Source organism: Streptomyces sp. NPDC048361 (assembly GCF_040651795.1).
GTDB lineage: Bacteria > Actinomycetota > Actinomycetes > Streptomycetales > Streptomycetaceae > Streptomyces.
Genome location: NZ_JBEZKW010000012.1, coordinates 1 through 19,364, shown reverse-complemented (window position 1 = coordinate 19,364; position 19,364 = coordinate 1). Strand labels below are relative to the sequence as shown.

Sequence of the window (19,364 nt, the reverse complement as noted above, 5' to 3'; positions counted from 1 at the left end):
AGGAGCGCCCGTGTCCTCCCCCACCTTCAGAGCAGTCGCCGCGGCCGTCGGCGCCGCGGCGCTGGCCCTGGCCGCCGCGGTGGCACCCCCCGCGGCCGCCGCGCCCCCGGCCGCGACGTACACCGTCAGCGTCGGCTCGCCCGTGCCGTACACCCACCCCACGGACACGCCCGCCTCGACCTACATCGACAAGGACGGCACCTTCTACTTCCAGCAGTCGGCCGCCCTGTACGGGGCGAAGGACCCGCGGTACTGGGACTTCTTCACCGGCACCGACATGGACAGCGCCTCCCGGTCGAGCGCGATCAGCGACGCGGTGAACCCCGCCAACCCGTCCGACAAGAACAACGACACGACCTGGCGCTGCAACAACAGCCCCACGGGCCTGGAGGCGACCTACGCCGTCGGCAACGCGGGGTACTCGCAGAAGAACTACTGCGACCTCATGGGCACCTGGGTCGACCCGGACACCGGTGACTGGTACGGGCTGGTCCACAACGAGTTCACCCCGGCGCCGTTCTCCGACGGCATCCACTACGACGCGATCGACTACGCGGTCTCGAAGGACCAGGGCCGCACCTGGACCATCAAGGACCACGCCATCACCTCGCCGTACAGCACCAAGCGCGGCGACACCACACAGTTCCCGCACGAGACGTACTCCTACGGTGACGGCGACCCGCGGCTCTTCGCCGACACCGCGTCCGGCTACTTCTACGTCTACTACGGCTCGCGCATCGTCGCGAAGGGCGGGAACTGGGAGGACAGCCTCGCGCACGTGGCCCGGGCGCCGATCTCCGGCAAGATGGCGCGCGGCTCCTGGCAGAAGTGGTACGACGGCCACTGGTCGCAGCCGGGTGTGGGCGGCCTGGAGAGCAACATGGTGCCGGTCGACGCCGCCAGTTCCACGGGGTACACCCCGATCGCGGGCGACTACGACCCATCCCACGCGGGCACGGTGGCCCAGCAGATCGCGGCGGGCCAACTTCCCAGCAAATCACCGCTGTTGGTGATGAACGTCACCTACAACGCCTATCTCGGGCTCTACATCGGCGAGCCCGAGGCGGTGAACGGGACCGCGCCCCAGCGCATCTACGCCACCGACGACCTCACCAGCCAGAAGTGGCACCTGATAGGCGACACCGGCGGCTACACCAACAACTCCTGGTACCGCTGGTTCCTCGACGGCGCCAACCGCACCAACTCCGCCATCGTGGGCAAGACTTTCAGGTCGTACTGCTCCATCGAGTGCCAGGGCGGCTCCGACGGCGAGTACGTGGACATCACGGTGGGCTCGTCCGCGCCGGCCGCACCCCCGGTCGACGTCACCAGGAGCTACCGCATCGGCAGCGGCGACGGCCGGGTCCTGGCCCAGGCCGCCGACGGAACATCGGTCACCTCGCTCGCGGCTCCCACCGGGTCCGCCGGCGAGTCCTGGGTGTTCACCGCGAACGGCGACGGCTCGTACCGCATCGCCGGTGCGTCGAGCGGCAAGCTCCTCGGGGTCCCCGCCACCTCCAAGGCCGGGCGCGCCTGGGGCGCGAAGCCGGTGCTCGCCGCCGCCGCGGCGGGCGGTCCGACGGTCGGCCAGCAGTGGTTCGTCGTGCCTGTCACCGCCACCGGTTCCTACCGTCTGGTGAACCGGTACAGCGGGCTCGTGCTCGGCCTGTCCGCCAAGGCCGGCCGGCTCGCGGAGACCACCCCCACCCGCAGTTGGAGCGACACCACGGGCAGCGCGGTCGGCGGCGCCCGCACCGCGGCCGAGCAGACGCTGGCCCTCACGCCCACCGGGTCGGCCACCGGCGGATCGCTCGACGGCACCCACACCCTCACGGCGTCGGGCAAGGCCCTCGACGACCCCGGTCACTCGACGGATCAGGGAACGCAACTCATCACCTGGAGCCCGAACACGGGAGCCAACCAGAACTGGGTCTTCACCCGCCAGCCCGACGGCAGCTACCAGATCGTCAACGGAGAGTCGAAGCTCTGCGCCGACGTGACGGCGAGTTCCCACGCGGCCGGAGCCAAGGTGATCCAGTGGGCCTGCACCGGCGGCGCCAACCAGCACTGGACGGTGACCGCCACCGCCGACGGCCGCTACGCCATCGTCTCCAAGACCAGCGGGCTGCTCCTCACCACCGCCGCGGCGGCCGACGGAGCACTCGTCACCCAGCAGGCCGACACGGGCTCCGCGCTCCAGCGCTGGACCCTCGGCTGAGGCGAGGGGGCGAGGGGGCGAGGGGGCGAGGGGGCGAGGGGGCGAGGGGGCGAGGGGGCCAGGGGGCCCGGGGGCCGCGGCGAGCCGCGCGGTACCGGGCCCCCTGCTCCCACCAGCTCCCACCAGCCCATTCCGCCAAAGGAGACCACTTGAACGATCAAAAATGGGCGGGGGTTAGCATATGAGCGCCGCCTAGCTCGAAAGATGAACCCGTGACTGTCAATGACGACTCGTTCACCAACTGGAAGAACCGCGAGGAAATCGCGGAGTCGATGATCCCCATCATCGGGAAGCTGCACCGGGAGCGGGACGTCACGATCCTGCTGCACAGCCGCTCCTTGGTGAACAAGTCGGTGGTCAGCCTTCTGAAGACCCACCGATTCGCCCGGCAGATAGCCGGGGAGGAGCTCTCGGTCACCGAGACGCTGCCCTTCCTCCAGGCTCTGACCACCCTCGATCTCGGTCCCTCGCAGATCGACATCGGGATGCTCGCCGCGACGTACAAGGCGGACGACCGCGGCCTGTCGGTTGATGAGTTCACCGCGGACGCCGTCATCGGCGCGACCGGCGAGAACAAGATCGAGCGCCGTGAGGGCCGCGACGTCGTCCTGTACGGCTTCGGCCGCATCGGCCGCCTCGTCGCCCGCCTGCTCATCGAGAAGGCAGGCTCCGGCAACGGGCTGCGCCTGCGCGCCATCGTCGTCCGGGGTGGCGGCGAGGCCGACCTGGTCAAGCGGGCCTCGCTGCTGCGGCGCGACTCCATCCACGGCCAGTTCCAGGGCACCATCACGGTGGACGAGGCGACGAACACGATCGTCGCCAACGGCAACACCATCAAGGTGATCTACGCGAACGACCCGTCCGAGGTCGACTACACGGCGTACGGCATCAAGGACGCCATCCTCATCGACAACACGGGCAAGTGGCGGGACCGCGAGGGGCTCTCGAACCACCTGCGCCCCGGCATCGACAAGGTCGTCCTGACGGCCCCGGGCAAGGGCGACGTCCCCAACATCGTCCACGGCGTCAACCACGACACCATCAAGCCGGACGAGCAGATCCTGTCCTGCGCCTCCTGCACCACCAACGCGATCGTCCCGCCGCTGAAGGCCATGGCCGACGAGTACGGCGTGCTGCGCGGCCACGTGGAGACCGTCCACTCGTTCACCAACGACCAGAACCTCCTGGACAACTACCACAAGGCCGACCGCCGGGGCCGTTCCGCGCCGCTGAACATGGTCATCACCGAGACCGGTGCCGCCTCCGCCGTCGCCAAGGCGCTGCCCGACCTGAAGGCGCCGATCACCGGCAGCTCGATCCGGGTGCCCGTGCCGGACGTGTCGATCGCCATCCTGAGCCTGCGCCTGGGCCGCGAGACCACCCGCGAGGAGGTCCTGGACCACCTCCGCGACGTGTCGCTGCACTCGCCGCTGAAGCGGCAGATCGACTTCACGACCGCGCCCGACGCCGTCTCCATGGACTTCGTCGGCTCGCGCCACTCCTCGATCGTCGACGCCGGCGCCACCAAGGTCGACGGCGACAACGCGATCCTCTACCTCTGGTACGACAACGAGTTCGGCTACTCCTGCCAGGTCATCCGCGTCGTCCAGCACGTCTCCGGGGTGGAGTACCCGACCTACCCGGTGCCGGCGCTCTGAGCCGGCCGGCTCGCTGAGCCTGTAGGTCGGGTTGCGGCCGGCGCCGGTATCGACGAAGTCGACCGACGTGGCGGGCGCCTTGTTCGAGAGGGTGTCCCGCTGGAGCAGGGCGCCGCCGGACACCTCGATGCGCTGGGCGGTGACCCAGCGCAGTCCGTCGGAGGCGAGCGTGGCGATGGCGTCGCCGCCCTCGCTCGCGCCCCCGGCGCTTCGCACGGGCGGGAGGGCGAGCCGCACCGGGCGGTCAGTGCCGGGTGGGGCACGCGTCCTTGACGTCGACGGGTGCTCCGCCGGGCTTGTCGCGGAATCTGCAGTACGGGTGGGACGCGGCCGCCCGGCGGGCCTGCTCGCCCAATGCCGCCTATCGTGAAGAGCACAAGATCCGAAGATGCGTTGCGCGGGCAGGTGCATGGTGAACGGGTCCGGCATCCAGTACGAGGCGGTGTTCCGGGCCCTGCCCGCCCCGGTGGCCCTGCTCACCACCGACCTCGTCTACGCCGACGTCAACGCCGCGTTCACCAGTCTGACGGGCCGCACGCGCGAGCAGCTCGTCGGCCATTACCTCTTCGACGTCTTCCCCGACAACCCCGACGACGCGGATGCGAGCGGGATGCGCAACCTCGGGACTTCACTGCGCCGGGTGGTGGCGACGGGCGAGCGCGACACCATGGCGTTGCAGCGGTACGACGTGGAGGACCCCACGGCGCCCGGGGTCTGGGAGGAACGGTACTGGAGCCCGGTGAACACCCCCGTGTTCGGACCGGACGGCGAGGTCGTCCTGCTCCTGCACCGGGTGGAGGAGGTCACCGAGCTCATCCGCGCCCGCGGTCGCGCCGACGCGGCCGGCGGCGACCGGGCGAAGGTCCTGGAGTCGGAGCTCTACAGCAGGGCCAGGGAGCTGCAGGAGGCCAACGAGAGGCTGCGCCGGGCGCACGCGCGGGAACACGAGGTCGCCCTGTCGCTCCAGGCCGCGATGCTGCCTACACCCGGTCCGCTGGGACGGCGCAACGCGGCCGTGCGCTACCGCCCGGCGGTCGGCGCCCTGAACGTGTGCGGCGACTGGTACGACCTGGCCGAGCTGCCCGGCGACCGGCTCGCGGTCGCCGTCGGTGACGTCGTCGGCCACGGGCTCGCCGCCGCCGGCGTCATGGGGCAGCTGCGCAGCGCACTGAGCGCCGCCTCACGTGTGGCCGAAGGTCCCGCTCGCGCCCTTGACGTGCTCGGCCTCTACGCGAGGTCGGTGGAGGGGGCTGAGTCGAGCACGGCGTTCCTGGCCTTCGTCGACTGGGCCGGCCGCACCATCACGTACAGCAGCGCGGGACATCTGCCCGCGGTCCTCGTGCACCCCGACGCGAGGGTGGAGCTCCTCGACGGGGCGACCGACCCCCCGCTCGGGGCCCGCTCGGAACACGTGGACCGCCCGCAGGCCACGGCCGCCTTCACCGCGGGGGCGAGCCTCGTCCTCTACACCGACGGGCTGGTCGAACGCCGTGACGAGGACATCGAGGCCAGCCTGCAACGGCTCGCCGGTTCGCTCACGCGCCATCGCGGCGCAGGACCGGAACTCCTCGCGGACGCCGTGCTCGCCGACCTGCTGCCCACCGGCGGTGCCACCGACGACACGGCCCTGATCGTCATCGGTCTCTGAGCAGGCGCGACCAACCGCTGAACAAGCCCGGGCGCCCACGCCAGGCTGAACATGCCGGGTTCCACTCGACCGGCTGAAGACGCCCGGTTGAGCAAGCCCGGTTGAACACGCCCGCCGAACACGCGCGCACACCCGGAGGCCGTGCCGCTCACCGGCGGACACGGTTTCCGGGGGCGCCTCTCGTGCTACGGATGGAGTGCATCCGCTCCGGGCCGTTACCAGTAGTGCCGCCGTCCACCGACCGCGTGACCCACAGATCCCAGGATCCACAGAATGACGCCCAGGACGACGAGGATGACGCCGATGGTCCACAGGATGGATATGCCGGCCACGAAGCCGACGACCAGCAGGATGACTCCGAGGACGATCATGATGTCCTCCGCTCTCGTGGAAGGGTTCCCGCTCCTGGTTACAAGAGTAGGTCCGCGTGCCCGATCCGGGACCGGTCGAGCGCGGTGAACCTGGAAGCGGGCCCCGGCGCCCGCTAGGCGTTCGTCAGGCGCAGCTGGACGTCGACCTCCTGGTCGCCCGCCGACGAGCCCGCGGCTTCCACCGTGAAGGCCGCGGCCAGCGTCTTGCGCAGCCGGTCCACCGCCACGGGGCCGCCCTGGAGATCGGCGGTGACGGGCCCGGCCAGGAGTACCTGCGCCACGTCGTCCGGGGCGTGGTCGGCACAGAAGCTGCCGGTCCAGGCTGCGGGCTGCGGGCTCTCGTCGCGATGGGGCACCACACCCTCGCGGTCGGAGGTGAAGTGGGTGCCGAGTACTTCGAAGACCGCGTCCGCGTCGGCTGCGGAGCACTCACCGAGCATCACGTGCACCAGGTCGGGGGAGTCGGCTCCGGTGTCGGGGGAGGCCGAGGAAGATGTGTCGTTCACGCTGTTCTCCGTGCTCGATTGAAGTGCGGGGTCGAGGGATCCGGGTTCGGGGTGCGCGATTGCGGGTTCGAGAACCCGGGTTCGGGATTGCGGGTTCGGGATTGCGGGCGTCCGCCCGCGTACGTCGTGTGCGGTCAGAGGTCGCGCAGGGCGGGGAGCAGCTTCTTCTCGGCCCAGTCGATGAAGGGGCGCTGGTGCTCCCCGCCGATCTGGACGAGGGCGACCTCGGTGAACCCGGCCTCGGCATAGGGGCGTACGGCCTCGACGAACGCGGAGACGTCGTCGCCGCACGGAATGGCGTCCGCCACGTCCTCGGGGGTCACGAAGCTCGTCGCGCCCTCGAAGCCGGACGGGCCCGGGAGTTCGGAGTTGACCGGCCAGCCGCCCATCGCCCAGCGGAACTGGTCGTGCGCCCGGGCGATCGCCGCGTCCCGGTCGGTGTCGAAGCAGACGGGCAATTGGCCGACGCGGGGCTTGCCCTGGCCGCCGTGGCGGTCGAAGGAGTCGATGAGCTTCTTCTTCGGCTCGGTGGCGATCACCAGATCGGCGAGCCGGCCGGCCAGCTCGCAGGAGCGCTCGCCCGACACCGCGACGCCGATCGGCGGCAAGTCGTCGGGCAGGTCCCACAGGCGGGCGTCGGACACGTCGAAGTACGTGCCCTGATGGTTGACGTTGCCGCCGTCGAACAGCGCCCGGATGATCTCGACGGCCTCTTCCAGCATGCCGAGGCGCACCTTGGCCGAGGGCCAACCGGCGCCCGTCACATGCTCGTTGAGGTTCTCGCCGGAGCCCAGGCCCAACCGGAAGCGGCCTTCGGAGAGCAGCTGCATCGTGGCGGCCTTCTGCGCCACGACCGCCGGGTGGTAACGGACCGTAGGGCAGGTCACATACGTCATGAGGGGGATCCGGCTGGTGGCCTGGGCCGCCGCGCCCAGCACACTCCACGCGTAGGGAGCGTGCCCCTGCGACTTGAGCCACGGAAAGTAGTGGTCGGAGGTGACGGAGAAGTCGAAACCCGCGCGTTCGGCCGCGACCACGTCGTCGACGAGGGCGCGCGGGCCAGCCTGCTCGGTCATCATTGTGTAGCCGATTTGCACCATAAGTCACCCTTTTCCGATCCGCTGCGACCAAAACCTCCGCCCCGCCCGCGTACGGCCGACGGCTCGCCGGGTACCCGCAGGCGCGGGACGTACGCGGTCAGGATGCGCCCCACGGGCGACTTCCGCCCGACATGTGACGACTCCCGCCCGACATGTTTCGAGTGCGCGCTCCGGGCAACCCGGTCCAGGCAGACCCGTCTCCCCTGCAAGGAGTTGTCGTGGTCCTCATAGCCGTCTTCCTGCCCGTGTTGCTGCTGATGGCCGTTCTGGCGCTCGGCAGGTACGAGGAACTCATGCTGGGCAGGGACGAACCCGCCGAGGTACCACGCGGCCGCCATCTGGTGGCGGTGCCCGACCTGCCGGAGGCCGAAGGGCCGCTGCCGGACCGGGTGCGTCCGTACGGGGTCGTCGCGGCCGAGGAGCGGCCCGCGGCGTGACCCGCGGGCCGCCCGCGGATGTCGGGCGCGGCGAATCGCGGCATGATCGGCAGTGGAGCGGGACCCGGGCACGGAACGAAAGGCTTGACGCATGGCACGTGCGGCGCTGTTCGACGTCGACGGAACCCTTGTCGACACCAACCATCTGCACGTGGTCACCTGGTGGGAAGCGTTCCGCCAGGCAGGGCACGATGTGCCGACCCACGACATCCACCGCGCCGTCGGCCTGGGCTCCGACGACCTCATCGCGCACCTGCTCGGTGAGGACCGCGACAAGGACCAGGACGAGACCCTGAGCGCCGCGCACACCACGCTGTACGCGACCTACTTCGAGCGTCTGCCCTCGCTGGACGGCGCCCGCCGCCTGCTGCGCGAACTGGCCGGGCGGGGATGGCGCATCGTGCTCGCCACATCGGCGGGCGGACCCGAACTGAAGGCGCTGCGGCGCGCCATTGACGCCGACGACGTCATCGCGGGCGTCGCGAGCGCCGACGACGTCAGCGACGGCAAGCCCGCCCCCGACCCGGTGGAGCGGGCGCTCGAACTCGCCGAGGCGAAGGCTGCGGAAGCGGTGTTCGTGGGGGACACGGTCTGGGACATGAAGGCCGCCGCGGCGGCCGGCGTGCGCGCCGTGGCGCTGCTCGCCGGCGGAATCGCCCGCGCCGACCTGGAGGAGGCCGGTGCGCTGGCCGTGTACGGGGACCCGGCGGAGCTCCTCTCCCGCCTGGACACCAGCATCTTCGCCCAGGTGGAGCGCGAGGACTGAGCGCGGCCGCACGGACGGAACGAACGCAGGGCGCCTGCCCGGGAGGATGATCCCCGGACGGGCGCCCTGCGCGTGCCGCATGCGTTCCCTGCGGGCGTGTGCTTTCTACGGACGTTCTACGGACGTTCTACGGACGTGTGGCTCAGTCGTCCGACGCCTCTTCCTGCGCCTCTTCGTTCGGCGACAGCGCGTCCCCGGCCTCGCCGTCGTGGGCGTCCTTGCGCCCCGCCGACCTGGGGTCGCGCGTCTCGGCGTCCTCGAACTCCTTGAGGACCTCGTCGAGCGCCGTGTCGGGGTGGGCCTTGGACGAGCCGTTGTCCTGCGTCTGCGGGTGGGTCATGTCACTCCCGTGGTCGGTGCGTTGTGCGGTGGTGCTCTGGTGCGGGGCTTACCGGACCGGTCCCGCTCAGGTGAGCTGCGGCAGCACCTTGGTGCGGTAGAAGTCGAAGAAGCCCTGCTGATCCTTGCCGATCTGGTTGATGTAGACGGTGTCGAACCCCGCATCCACGTACCCCTTGACCGCCGCTACATGAGCGTCCGGATCAGGACCGCAGGTGACGTTCGCACGGACCCGGTCGGGGGTGACCAGTTCGGAGGCCTGCTCGAAGTGGCTCGGGGTCGGCAGGATCTGGGCCAGCTCGCCCGGCAGCTGCTCGTTGGGCCACAGCCGGTGCGCGGTGCGCAGCGCCTCGTCCTCGTCCGTGCTCCAGCACACCTTGAGCCCGGCCATCACCGGCTTGCTGCCGCCCCCGCTGCGCCGGAACCGTTCGATGGACGAGGCGTCGGGCGCCATCGTGATGAAGCCGTCCCCGATCCGCCCCGCGACCTCCGCGGCGAGCGGACCAAAGGCGGAGACGTCGATGGGCACGGGCTCGTCCGGCACCGTGTAGAGCCGGGCGTTCTCCACCGTGTAGTGCTTGCCGTGGTGGCTGACCTGCTCGCCGGTGAAGAGCTGACGCATCACCCGGACGGCTTCCTCCATCATCTCCAGGCGTACGGCGGCCTCCGGCCAGGGATCGCCCAGGATGTGCTCGTTGAGGGCCTCGCCGCTGCCGATGCCGAGCCGGAAGCGGCCGTCGAGCTGGACGGCGCTGGTGGCCGCTGCCTGGGCGACGACGGCGGGGTGCATCCTGACGATCGGGCACGTCACGGCGGTCTCCACGGGAAGCGAGACGGCCTGCGAGAGAGCGCCGATCACCGACCAGACGAACGGGCTCTGCCCCTGCTCGCCGTTCCACGGGTGGTAGTGGTCGGAGATCCACAGGGAGGTGAAGCCGGCCTGCTCCGCCATTCTGGCCTGTTCCACCAGCTCGGCGGGGGTGTGCTCCTCGCTGGACAGGAAGTAGCCGTATTCCGTCATGGGGAAACTCCTCACGGGTGGCGGACGCGACGCATCCCCGTCCGGGTGGCCGAAGTACGCACGGGGAAACCCTCCGGGCCCGTGAATTCGGCGGCGCGCGGAGCCCGTCCCCCGTCACCCTAGGCGCGGCTCCCCTGCCCCGCATGCGCGAGAGGACCGGCGAAGGCCGAGTGGCGGGGGAGACCGACCTCGGGTAGCCGTAGGGAGGGTGTGGGCACCCCGCTCACGGGTACTCGCGGGGCGCGGGGGAGCGACGGCGACGACGAAAAGTGGAGTGATGCACATGCCCGACAGCCCCGCTTCGGCCGACCGTGGACTGGATGCGCGAGGAGCAGCCGAGGACGTCGACCGTGTGAGCCCGGACCACGCGGGTCCGCAGGGAGCGGGTCTGGACGGCGCGGCCCTCGAACGCGCTCTGCGGGAGCGCGTCGACGGCGAGGTGCGGTTCGACGCGGGCAGTCGTGCGGCCTACAGCACCGACGGCTCCAACTACCGGCAGGTCCCGATCGGCGTCGTCGTGCCGCGTTCGGTCGACGCCGCCGTCGAGGCGGTCGCCGTGTGCGCGGAGTTCGGCGCGCCCGTCCTGTCGCGCGGCGGAGGCACGAGCCTGGCGGGACAGTGCACCAACACGGCGGTCGTCATCGACTGGACCAAATACTGCTCCACCCTGGTGTCGGTCGACCCGGCCGCGCGCACCTGCGTCGTCGAGCCCGGACTCGTCCTCGATGAACTCAACCATCAACTCGCCCCGCACCAGCTCAAGTTCGGCCCCAAGCCCTCGACCCACAGCCACTGCGCACTCGGCGGGATGATCGGGAACAACTCCTGCGGCGCCTCCGCGCAGGCGTACGGCAAGACCGTCGACAACGTACGCCGCCTCGAAGTGCTCACCTATGACGGCACCCGCATGTGGGTCGGCCCCACCAGCGCCGAGGAGTTCGAGGCGATCGTCGCCGAGGGCGGCCGGCGCGCCGAGATCTACCGGGGGCTCAAGGAGATCATCGACCGCAACCTGGCGGAGATCAGGCACGGCTACCCCAAGATCCCGCGCCGCGTCTCGGGCTACAACCTGGACTCGCTGCTGCCGGAGAACGACTTCGACCTGGCCCGCGCCCTGGTCGGCAGCGAGGGCACCCTGGTGACGGTGCTCCACGCCGAACTCGACCTCGTGCCCGTGCCGCCGTGCGACGCGATCCTCGTCCTCGGCTACCCCGACATCTGCGCCGCCGCGGACGACGTGCCCCGTCTGCTGCAGCACAGCTCCCCGGCCCAACTGGAAGCGCTGGACGGGCGGATGGCGCAACTCATGCGCGAGGAGGGCGCCTACCTCGCATCCCTGGAGAGCTTTCCCGAGGGCGAGAGCTGGCTGCTCGTGCAGTTCACCGGGGACAGCCAGGACGAGGTCGACGGGCAGGCCCACGACCTGCTGCGGGCACTCGGCCGGGACGAGAAGGACACCTCGGTGGCGTTCTCCGACGACACCACGCGCGAGCAGGAGATGCTGAAGGCCCGCGAGGCCGGGCTCGGCGTGACCGCCCGGCCGCCCGACGAGCGGGAGACCTGGGAGGGGTGGGAGGACTCCGCGGTACCGCCCGAGCGCCTCGGTGACTATCTGCGCGCCCTCAAAGCCCTCTTCGAGGAGTTCGACTACGACCACCCCTCCCTCTACGGCCACTTCGGCCAGGGCTGTGTGCACACCCGCATCCCGTTCGGCCTGAAGACCGCCGAAGGGGTGGCGAAGTTCCGCCAATTCCTTTTCCGCGCAGCCGACTTGGTGGCGTCCTTCGGCGGATCGCTTTCGGGAGAGCACGGCGACGGACAGGGCAGGGGAGAGCTCCTGGTCCGCATGTTCGGCGAGCCTCTGGTCGCCGCGTTCGGCGAGGTCAAGGCGGTGTTCGACCCCACCGAGCGGATGAACCCGGGCAAGGTCGTGAGCCCGTACCGCACGGACGAGAACCTGCGGCTCGGCCCGCACTGGCGGCCCAAGGCGCTCTCCACCCACTTCGCCTACCCCCACGACAAGGGCTCCTTCAACCAGGCGGTGCTGCGCTGCGTCGGCATCGGCAACTGCCGCACCCACTCCGGTGGCGTGATGTGCCCCTCCTACCGCGCGACGGGGGAGGAGGAGCACTCCACACGCGGCCGGTCCCGGCTGCTGTTCGAGATGCTCGACGGCCACGCCGACTCGGCGGTGACCGACGGCTGGCGCTCCAGCGCCGTCCACGACGCCCTCGACCTGTGCCTTGCCTGCAAGGGCTGTAAGTCCGACTGCCCCACCGGCGTCGACATGGCCACCTACAAGGCCGAGTTCCTCGCCCACCACTACGCCGGCCGTCCCCGCCCCGCCGCGCACTACTCGATGGGCTGGCTGCCCCTCTGGGCGCGCCTGTCCCGGCTCGCCCCCCGCGCCACCAACGCGCTCGCACGGGCTCCCTTCGTCGCCCGGCTCGGCAAACACCTCGCGGGGGTGGCGCCGGAGCGCGAGGCACCCGCCTTCGCCGAGGAGTCGTTCGTGCAGTGGTGGTCCGCGCGCGGACTGCCCGAACCCGACCCGGCCGACGAGCGGACCGTGGTCGTATGGCCCGACACGTTCTCCACGTACTTCCACCCCGAGGTCGCCAAGTCGGCGGTACGGGTCCTGGAGAGTGCCGGGTTCCATGTGACCGTCCCGACCAAGGCCGTGTGCTGCGGCCTCACCTGGATCTCCACCGGCCAGCTCGACACCGCCAAACGCGTACTCCACCGCACACTGGACGTCCTGCGGCCGTGGATCGAGGCCGGCACGCCCATCGTCGGCCTGGAACCGTCGTGCACGGCCGTCTTCCGCGCCGACGCACCCGAACTGATGCCGGACGACGAGGACGTCAAGCGTGTCGCCCAGCAGTTCGAGACCTTCGCCGAGTTCCTGCTGAACCACGCGCCCGAGGACTGGCGTCCCCCAACTCTCGCCCGCACAGCGCTCGTTCAGACCCACTGCCATCAGCACGCCATCCTGAAGGACGACGCCGACCGTGAACTGATGCGCCGCATGGGCCTGGACGCGGACGTCCTCGACGAGGGCTGCTGCGGTCTCGCCGGCAACTTCGGCTTCGAGCAGGGCCACTACGACCTGTCCATGAAGATCGGCGAACAGGGCGTGCTGCCCGCCGTGCGCGGGGCCGCGCCCAGCACCCTCGTCGTCGCCGACGGATTCAGCTGCCGCACCCAGATCGAGCAGGGCAACACCGGGCGGCGCGCCATGCACCTCGCCGAGGCGCTGGCCCTGGGGCTCGACGGGCCGCTCCCCGCCGACCTGCCCGAGAAGCTCACCGCGCGCCCCGAGCCATCGGCCGGGGACGCGCGGCTGGCCACCGCCACCGCAGGGCTGGCGCTCGGCGGCGGTGTGGCCGCCCTCTACGCCTGGACCCGCCGTCGCCGCAGGTGACCTGTGGGGCGCACGGCCCCGTACGCCCCCACGAAAACCCCCGCAGCAACCCGAGAACCGCACCAGTGAAAGGCAGTCTCCGTGTCCATCAAAGTGTCCGACTACGTCCTCCAGCGTCTGAGCGAGTGGGACGTCGAGCACGTCTTCGCCTACCCCGGTGACGGCATCAACGGCCTGCTCGCCGCCTGGGGGCGCGCCGAGAACAAGCCCCAGTTCATCCAGGCACGCCACGAGGAGATGGCCGCGTTCGAAGCGGTCGGCTACGCCAAGTTCTCCGGCAAGGTCGGCGTCTGCGCGGCGACCTCCGGCCCGGGCGCCATCCACCTGCTCAACGGCCTGTACGACGCCAAGCTCGACCACGTGCCGGTCGTCGCGATCGTCGGCCAGACCAACCGCAGCGCCATGGGCGGCTCCTACCAGCAGGAAGTCGACCTGCTGAGCCTCTACAAGGACGTGGCCGGCGCCTACTGCGAGATGGTCACGGTCCCCGAGCAGCTGCCCAACGTCATCGACCGCGCGATGCGCGTGGCCCGCGCCCAGCGCACGGTGACCGCCGTCATCATCCCCGCGGACGTCCAGGAACTCGACTACTCGCCGCCGCAGCACGCCTTCAAGATGGTCCCCTCCAGCCTCGGCATGGCCTCCTACGCCCCGGTCCCGGCGGACGACGACATCGCCCGCGCCGCCGAAGTACTCAACGCCGGTGAGAAGGTCGCGATCCTCATCGGCCAGGGCGCCCGCAGCGCCCGCGCCGAGGTCGAGCAGATCGCCGACGTGCTCGGCGCCGGCGTCGCCAAGGCCCTGCTCGGCAAGGACGCGCTCCCCGACGACCTGCCGTATGTGACCGGCTCCATCGGTCTGCTCGGCACCCGGCCCAGCTACGAGATGATGCAGGACTGCGACACGCTGCTCGTCATCGGATCGAGCTTCCCCTACACCCAGTTCATGCCCGAACTCGACCAGGCCCGCGCGGTGCAGATCGACATCGACCCCCAGATGATCGGCCTGCGCTACCCCTTCGAGGTCAACCTCGTCGGCGACTCCGCCGGCACCCTCCAGCGCCTCCTGCCGCTCCTCAAGCGCAAGAAGCACGACAAGTGGCGCAAGAAGATCGAGAAGGACACCGCGCGCTGGTGGGAAGTGATGGAGCGGCGCGCCGCCGTGGACGCCGAACCCATCAACCCCGAGTACGTGGTGCACGCCCTCGACGCGATGCTCCCCGACAACGTGATCCTCGCCGCCGACTCCGGCTCCGCCGCCAACTGGTACGCCCGCCACCTGCGGATGCGCGGTTCGATGCGCGGCTCACTCTCGGGCACCCTCGCCACCATGGGGCCCGGCGTGCCCTATGTGATCGGCGCCAAGTTCGCCCACCCCGACCGCCCCGCCATCGCCATCGTCGGCGACGGAGCCATGCAGATGAACGGGCTCGCCGAGCTGATCACGGCGGCCAAGTACTGGCAGGAGTGGAGCAACCCCAACCTCATCGTCGCGGTCCTCAACAACCAGGACCTCAACCAGGTCACCTGGGAGATGCGCGCCATGTCGGGCGCCCCGCAGTTCCTGCCGTCGCAGTCCCTGCCCGACGTCGCCTACGCCGACTTCGCCCGCTCGATCGGCCTCGACGGCGTACGCGTGGAGAAGCCGGACGAGGTCGAGGGTGCGTGGCGGCAGGCGCTCGCCGCCGACCGGCCCTTCGTCATCGACTTCCGCACCGACCCGGCCGTGCCGCCGATCCCGCCGCACGCCTCGCTCGACCAGATCGAGGCCGCGGCCGCCTCCGTCCTCAAGGGCGACAGCGACCGCACCGGCATGATCCGCCAGGGCCTCAAGGCCAAGGTGCAGGAAATGCTCCCCGGCACCCGCCACCGCGACGGCGGCGACGAGTGACGACACCCGCGGCGCCCGGCGCCGGGCCGTCGGTCGACGAGGTGGAGGCGGCCGCGTACACGCTGGCCACCGACGCCCCCGAGGCCGACGGCACGCTGGAGTGGGACAAGACCACCCTCGTCGTGGTCCACGCCCGCTCCGGCACCACCACCGGCCTCGGCTACACCTACGGTGCGCCCGAGACGGCGGCGTACGTCCGCGGCCATCTGGCACCCGTGGTCGCCGGCCGCGGTGCCTTCGACGTGCCGGCCGCCAACGAGGCGATGACCCGGGCGGTCCGCAACGACGGCCGCCCGGGCCTGGTCGCCGGCGCGATCTCCGCCGTGGACATCGCGTTGTGGGACCTCAAGGCCCGGCTCCTCGGTGTCCCGCTGACCCACCTGCTCGGCCGGGCACGGCCCGACGTGCCGGTGTACGGAAGCGGCGGCTTCACCACCTACGACGATCAGCGCCAGGAGCGGCAGCTGCGGCACTGGGTCGAGGACCAGGGCATTCCCCGGGTCAAGATCAAGATCGGTGAGTCGTGGGGGAGCGCCGAGCACCGCGACCGTGAGCGGATCGCCAAGGCCCGCGCCACCATCGGCGACGCCACCGAGCTGTACGTCGACGCCAACGGGGGCTACACCGTCAAACAGGCCATCCGTCTGGCCCGCTACCTCGACGACCACGGTGTGACCTGGTTCGAGGAGCCCGTCTCCTCCGACGACCTCGACGGCCTCGTCCGCGTCAGGGCCGGCGGCCTGGTGGACGTGGCCGCCGGCGAGTACGGGTACACGCTCGGCTACTTCGGGCACATGCTGAGGGCCGGCGCGGTGGACTGCCTCCAGGCGGACGCGACCCGCTGCGGCGGACTCACCGTCTGGTTGCGGGCCGCGGCCCTCGCCGAAGCATTCGGGACGGAGATCTCCGGGCACTGCGCCCCGCACGCGCACGCCGCGGTCGCCGCGGCCGTGCCCAACCTGCGCCATGTGGAATGGTTCCACGACCACGTCCGCATCGAATCCCGCTGGTTCGACGGCACCTTGGACCCGGCGGGCGGCCACATCACCCCGGGGGCCGACGGCGCGCCGGGCCACGGACTGACGTTCAAGACCGCCGATGCCGAGCCCCACCGCGCCGGCTGACCCCGGGCGGTGACATCCCGCCGCCCGCCGTCGTGTCCCGAAAGGAAGGCCATGCCCGAGACCGTCGTCATCACCGGAGCGAGCGCCGGCATCGGCCGCGCCACCGCCCGCCTGTTCGCCGAGCGAGGCGCCCACATCGCCCTTCTCGCCCGCGGTGAGGCCGGCCTCGACGCGGCCGCCGCGGAAGTCGAGGAGCTCGGCGGGCGCGCCCTCGCGCTGCCCGTCGACGTCGCCGACCCCGACCAGGTCGAGAAGGCCGCCGAAGCCGCCGAAGCGGCCTTCGGGCCGATCGACGTATGGGTCAATGTGGCGTTCACCTCGGTGTTCGCGCCCTTCGACGAGATCTCCGCAGAGGAGTTCCGGCGCGTCACCGAGGTGAGCTACCTCGGCTTCGTGCACGGCACGCACACCGCGCTGGCCCGCATGCTTCCCCGCGACCGGGGAACCATCGTGCAAGTGGGCTCCGCGCTCGGAGAGCGCTCGATTCCGCTGCAGTCCGCGTACTGCGGGGCCAAACACGCTGTGAACGGGTTCACCTCGTCCGTGCGCACCGAACTCCTCCACAACAAGAGCCATGTACGCATCACCGTCGTCCAGATGCCGGCCGTCAACACACCCCAGTTCTCCTGGGTACGTTCACGGCTCTCCGGGCATCCGCAGCCCGTACCGCCGATCTACCAGCCGGAAGTCGCCGCGCGCGCCGTGCTGTTCGCCGCCGACCACCCCCGGCGCAAGCAGTACTACGTCGGTGCCTCCACGGTCGCCACCGTGTGGGCCAACCGCTTCGTGCCGGCCCTCCTCGACCGTTACCTCGCCCGGACCGGGTACGGCTCGCAACAGCGCGAGGACATCGCCCCGGAGACCTCACGCGGCAACCTGTGGCAGCCCCTGGACCAGGCGCCGCAGGACGACCACGGCGCGCACGGCATCTTCGACGACCAGGCCCACTCCCGCTCGTACCAGGCCATGACTGCCCACCACCCTGTTCTGACCACCGGCACCGCTCTGGGAGCGCTGGCCGCGGCGGGATGGGCAGCGCGCCGGTCCCTCAAGAAGACGTGAACCCCGAAGACATGACGCAGGGGATGACCCGAAGACGTGACCCCGAAGTCATGACCCCGAAGTCATCCCCACGTCATGAACCCCCAAGACATGCAGCCACCGCGATCGGCGCGGTGCACTCAGAAAGGAGCGACACCATGAAGGTGGCATTTCTCGTGGCGACGGAAGGCATCGAGCAGGTCGAGCTGACCGAGCCGTGGAACGCCGTGAAGGACGCGGGCCACACCCCGGAACTGGTCTCCACCGACTCGGGCCACGTTCAGGCCTTCAACCACCTGGACAAGGCCGACACCTTCCCGGTGGACCGGACCGTGAGCCAGGCACGGCCGGACGACTACGACGCGCTGGTGCTGCCCGGCGGCGTGGCCAACCCCGACGCGCTGCGCATGGACGAGGACGCCGTCGCCTTCGCGAAGGGCTTCTTCGACCTGGGCAAGCCGGTGGCCGCGATCTGCCACGCTCCGTGGACCCTCGTCGAGGCGGGCGTCCTCGGCGGGCGCACCCTCACCTCGTGGCCCAGCCTGCGCACCGACATCACCAACGCCGGCGGCACCTGGGTCGACGAGCAGGTCAAGGTGTGCACCGGCGGTCCCAACACCCTGATCACGAGCCGCAAGCCGGACGACCTCAAGGCATTCTGCGAGACCCTGATCGGTGAACTCGGTCACTGATCCCGTCGGGCGGCCGGCCGCGGTCGCCGGGGAGGGCACCCCGCACGGCGGGGTGCCCTCCCCATGCCCGGTCGGAGATTCAGGCGTCGCTGAGGCACCACTGATCGGAACGGAGCGGGTGTCCGTGGGACGGGGTGTCGAGGGGCGGCAGTGCGGAAACGCTCACGGTGGTGCTCAAGGTCGGCGCCGGGGGCAGCGTACGCAGCGGTCGCAGCGCCTGGGGCTGGGCGGTGAGCGTGAACCAGACCACTTTGCCGTCGGGTGTCGGCTGAGTGCCCCAGCTGTCGCTGAGGTGCGCGATGAGGGCGAGTCCGCGGCCGCGCTCCGCGAAGGGCTGGGGCCCCTGGAGGCGAGGCAGACGCGGATCGCCGTCGGTGACGGACGCGGCGAACTGACCACGCGCCCACCGCAGTTCGAGCACACAGGGCCGATCGCCCTCGGTGTGCCGGTGGACGTTGGTGAGCAGTTCGCACACGCCGAGGCTGACGGGCTGGATGATGTTCTCCAGCCGCCAGTGGCGCAGATGAGCGGCGACGATACGGCGGATCTGCGGTATGCGGTCCGGCGTCGCGTGCAGGCTCAGGGTGTACTGGCGGGGACTGTCGTTGGCTACCACTACGGCTCCCTTGTCGGCAGGAGCGGCTCGCCGGCCACTCCCGCGTCCGCAAACCACGCAAGGACTACTAAAAGTAGCCAGGTGAGCACAGCGCGGATTCCTCCAGCATGACCCGTACGGCGGCATCCGCAACACGAGCCGCTTCCGCCCCGGGAGAGACGGGGCGGGAGACGCGTCGTCAACCCGGCGCCGGCCGGTCCCGCGCGGCCGACGGGCACCGGCCGGTCGGCGGCGGGATAGTGGAAACGACCATGACCAGGTGTCGCACACCCGCAAGCGCGGTGTCGTACACCCCGCGAGCACGGTGTTCGCACACCCGCAAGCACCTGGAAAGTACCTGGAAATGAGGCCCCTCTTGACACCCCCATCGACAGACTCCACCGCCCGACTCGGCTCTGGTGAGCCGGTGTTCGGCGCTCCGTGCTGGGTGAGCCTGATGGCTCGGGATCTGGGTGCCGCGCTGGATTTTTATGGTGCGGTGTTCGGCTGGACGTTCCGGTCGGGTGGTCTGGG

General features: G+C 70.7%; 16 protein-coding genes and 1 pseudogene. 11 read left to right on the top strand and 6 right to left on the bottom strand.

What is annotated here, in order from left to right; genetic code table 11:
- Window positions 1–10: 10 nt before the first annotated feature.
- The 3 genes from AB0D31_RS09230 (at window position 11) to AB0D31_RS09220 (ending at window position 5,524) form a co-directional block, all read left to right on the top strand.
- The gene (locus AB0D31_RS09230) at window positions 11–2,218 is read left to right on the top strand and encodes an RICIN domain-containing protein (protein WP_362719214.1); all 2,208 of its coding nucleotides are present in this window, start codon (window positions 11–13) and stop codon (window positions 2,216–2,218) included.
- Window positions 2,219–2,430: 212 nt separating this feature from the next.
- Window positions 2,431–3,876, top strand: a complete 1,446-nt coding sequence (locus AB0D31_RS09225) for a glyceraldehyde-3-phosphate dehydrogenase (RefSeq protein WP_362719211.1) — start codon at window positions 2,431–2,433, stop codon at window positions 3,874–3,876.
- A gap of 409 nt (window positions 3,877–4,285) precedes the next feature.
- Window positions 4,286–5,524 carry a SpoIIE family protein phosphatase gene (locus tag AB0D31_RS09220; RefSeq protein WP_362719208.1) on the top strand — a complete coding sequence of 413 codons (1,239 nt, stop codon included), beginning with the start codon at window positions 4,286–4,288 and terminating at the stop codon, window positions 5,522–5,524.
- A 215-nt stretch (window positions 5,525–5,739) separates the two neighbouring features.
- On the opposite strand, the gene AB0D31_RS09215 is transcribed toward AB0D31_RS09220, so the two are convergent.
- The 3 genes from AB0D31_RS09215 to AB0D31_RS09205 all read right to left on the bottom strand — a co-directional run bounded on the left by AB0D31_RS09215 (window position 5,740) and on the right by AB0D31_RS09205 (window position 7,501).
- Window positions 5,740–5,895: a DUF6131 family protein gene (locus AB0D31_RS09215; protein ID WP_359002506.1), complete on the bottom strand. Its 156-nt coding sequence runs from the start codon at window positions 5,893–5,895 to the stop codon at window positions 5,740–5,742.
- A 113-nt stretch (window positions 5,896–6,008) separates the two neighbouring features.
- Complete coding sequence (locus AB0D31_RS09210) at window positions 6,009–6,401, bottom strand: hypothetical protein (protein ID WP_362719205.1); 393 nt, start codon at window positions 6,399–6,401, stop codon at window positions 6,009–6,011.
- Window positions 6,402–6,535: 134 nt separating this feature from the next.
- Window positions 6,536–7,501 (bottom strand): LLM class F420-dependent oxidoreductase, encoded by a 966-nt coding sequence (locus AB0D31_RS09205; protein WP_362719202.1) that lies wholly within the window; start codon window positions 7,499–7,501, stop codon window positions 6,536–6,538.
- A 218-nt stretch (window positions 7,502–7,719) separates the two neighbouring features.
- Here AB0D31_RS09205 and AB0D31_RS09200 point away from each other — a divergent pair, with 218 nt between their 5' ends.
- Complete coding sequence (locus AB0D31_RS09200) at window positions 7,720–7,938, top strand: hypothetical protein (protein ID WP_362719199.1); 219 nt, start codon at window positions 7,720–7,722, stop codon at window positions 7,936–7,938.
- 91 nt (window positions 7,939–8,029) lie between these two features.
- Window positions 8,030–8,704, top strand: coding sequence for an HAD family hydrolase (locus AB0D31_RS09195; RefSeq protein WP_362719196.1), 675 nt, complete (start codon window positions 8,030–8,032; stop codon window positions 8,702–8,704).
- A 142-nt stretch (window positions 8,705–8,846) separates the two neighbouring features.
- Here AB0D31_RS09195 and AB0D31_RS09190 read toward each other — a convergent pair whose 3' ends face one another.
- Complete coding sequence (locus AB0D31_RS09190) at window positions 8,847–9,044, bottom strand: hypothetical protein (protein ID WP_362719193.1); 198 nt, start codon at window positions 9,042–9,044, stop codon at window positions 8,847–8,849.
- A 66-nt stretch (window positions 9,045–9,110) separates the two neighbouring features.
- Complete coding sequence (locus tag AB0D31_RS09185; RefSeq protein WP_362719191.1) at window positions 9,111–10,064, bottom strand: LLM class F420-dependent oxidoreductase; 954 nt, start codon at window positions 10,062–10,064, stop codon at window positions 9,111–9,113.
- Window positions 10,065–10,347: 283 nt separating this feature from the next.
- Here AB0D31_RS09185 and AB0D31_RS09180 point away from each other — a divergent pair, with 283 nt between their 5' ends.
- From AB0D31_RS09180 to AB0D31_RS09160, 5 genes are all read left to right on the top strand, one after another.
- On the top strand, window positions 10,348–13,488 hold the full coding sequence (locus tag AB0D31_RS09180) for an FAD-linked oxidase C-terminal domain-containing protein (RefSeq protein ID WP_362719188.1): 3,141 nt from the start codon (window positions 10,348–10,350) through the stop codon (window positions 13,486–13,488).
- A gap of 81 nt (window positions 13,489–13,569) precedes the next feature.
- Window positions 13,570–15,378 carry a thiamine pyrophosphate-requiring protein gene (locus tag AB0D31_RS09175; RefSeq protein ID WP_362719186.1) on the top strand — a complete coding sequence of 603 codons (1,809 nt, stop codon included), beginning with the start codon at window positions 13,570–13,572 and terminating at the stop codon, window positions 15,376–15,378.
- Window positions 15,375–16,502, top strand: a complete 1,128-nt coding sequence (locus tag AB0D31_RS09170; RefSeq protein WP_362719183.1) for an enolase C-terminal domain-like protein — start codon at window positions 15,375–15,377, stop codon at window positions 16,500–16,502. The genes AB0D31_RS09175 and AB0D31_RS09170 overlap by 4 nt, the downstream gene beginning before the upstream one ends.
- A 51-nt stretch (window positions 16,503–16,553) precedes the next feature.
- Entirely contained in the window at window positions 16,554–17,564 is a 1,011-nt protein-coding gene (locus AB0D31_RS09165) for an SDR family oxidoreductase (protein WP_362719182.1), read from the top strand.
- Window positions 17,565–17,701: 137 nt separating this feature from the next.
- A complete protein-coding gene (locus AB0D31_RS09160; protein ID WP_362719179.1) occupies window positions 17,702–18,235 on the top strand; it encodes a type 1 glutamine amidotransferase domain-containing protein in 534 nt (177 codons plus the stop codon).
- Window positions 18,236–18,314: 79 nt separating this feature from the next.
- Here the strand turns inward: AB0D31_RS09160 and AB0D31_RS09155 are convergent, their stop codons facing one another.
- Complete coding sequence (locus tag AB0D31_RS09155) at window positions 18,315–18,851, bottom strand: ATP-binding protein (protein WP_362719177.1); 537 nt, start codon at window positions 18,849–18,851, stop codon at window positions 18,315–18,317.
- A 343-nt stretch (window positions 18,852–19,194) separates the two neighbouring features.
- Between AB0D31_RS09155 and AB0D31_RS09150 the strand changes: the two are divergent.
- Window positions 19,195–19,364 (top strand): annotated as a pseudogene (locus AB0D31_RS09150) (VOC family protein); the annotation flags it as partial.

Bases quoted from the DNA above. Each gene is read 5' to 3' on its own strand.
- AB0D31_RS09180 (WP_362719188.1), top strand. From the start codon at position 10,348: ATGCCCGACAGCCCCGCTTCGGCCGACCGTGGACTGGATGCGCGAGGA.
- AB0D31_RS09165 (WP_362719182.1), top strand. From the start codon at position 16,554: ATGCCCGAGACCGTCGTCATCACCGGAGCGAGCGCCGGCATCGGCCGC.
- AB0D31_RS09160 (WP_362719179.1), top strand. From the start codon at position 17,702: ATGAAGGTGGCATTTCTCGTGGCGACGGAAGGCATCGAGCAGGTCGAG.
- AB0D31_RS09205 (WP_362719202.1), bottom strand. From the start codon at position 7,501: ATGGTGCAAATCGGCTACACAATGATGACCGAGCAGGCTGGCCCGCGC.
- AB0D31_RS09185 (WP_362719191.1), bottom strand. From the start codon at position 10,064: ATGACGGAATACGGCTACTTCCTGTCCAGCGAGGAGCACACCCCCGCC.
- AB0D31_RS09215 (WP_359002506.1), bottom strand. From the start codon at position 5,895: ATGATCGTCCTCGGAGTCATCCTGCTGGTCGTCGGCTTCGTGGCCGGC.
- AB0D31_RS09190 (WP_362719193.1), bottom strand. From the start codon at position 9,044: ATGACCCACCCGCAGACGCAGGACAACGGCTCGTCCAAGGCCCACCCC.
- AB0D31_RS09195 (WP_362719196.1), top strand. From the start codon at position 8,030: ATGGCACGTGCGGCGCTGTTCGACGTCGACGGAACCCTTGTCGACACC.
- AB0D31_RS09220 (WP_362719208.1), top strand. From the start codon at position 4,286: ATGGTGAACGGGTCCGGCATCCAGTACGAGGCGGTGTTCCGGGCCCTG.